This is a genomic window from Clostridium sp. C8 (assembly GCF_001010885.1).
Lineage (GTDB): Bacteria > Bacillota > Clostridia > Clostridiales > Clostridiaceae > Clostridium > Clostridium sartagoforme.
This window is the reverse complement of the sequence record NZ_LBMX01000125.1, coordinates 1-525: the sequence shown is the minus strand read 5'-3', so window position 1 is coordinate 525 and position 525 is coordinate 1. Positions and strand designations below refer to the sequence as shown.

The following is a 525-nucleotide window of genomic DNA, read 5'->3' as shown; positions in this document are numbered from 1 at the left end:
TAATGCGACAGCTCCTTATTTATTTGTATTGAAAACCACTGGCTATGCCGGTGGATAAAATGGCTTAAGCTCTGCACAGAAAAAAACTCCTATGATATAATTTCAACGACTGACAATCGTAAAACAAATTAATCATAGGAGGTGTGTCGTATGGGTAACGACATAGAAAGCTTATCACATACAAAATGGAGGTGTCAATATCATATAGTATTTGCACCAAAATACAGAAGGCAAATAATATATGGTAAATATAAGGCTGAAATTGGTAAAATATTAAGAACTATATGTATAAGACACGGAGTAGAAATAATCGAAGCGAATGCTTGCCCGGATCATATACATATGTTAGTGACTATTCCACCGAAAATGAGTGTATCAAAATTTATGGGAATACTAAAAGGAAAAAGTAGTTTAATGATTTTTGATAGATTTGCTAATTTAAAATATAAGTATGGAAATAGACACTTTTGGTGTAGAGGATATTATGTTGATGTAAATGTTAACATGAAAGTGCATAAAAGTTCC

Annotated in this window: 1 protein-coding gene; it reads left to right on the top strand. The window is 31.8% G+C overall.

Features of this window, described 5'->3' with window-relative positions; genetic code table 11:
- Positions 1–150: 150 nt before the first annotated feature.
- The coding region (gene tnpA, locus AAT22_RS18485) for an IS200/IS605 family transposase (protein WP_047002341.1) at positions 151–525 on the top strand (375 nt) is incomplete at its 3' end.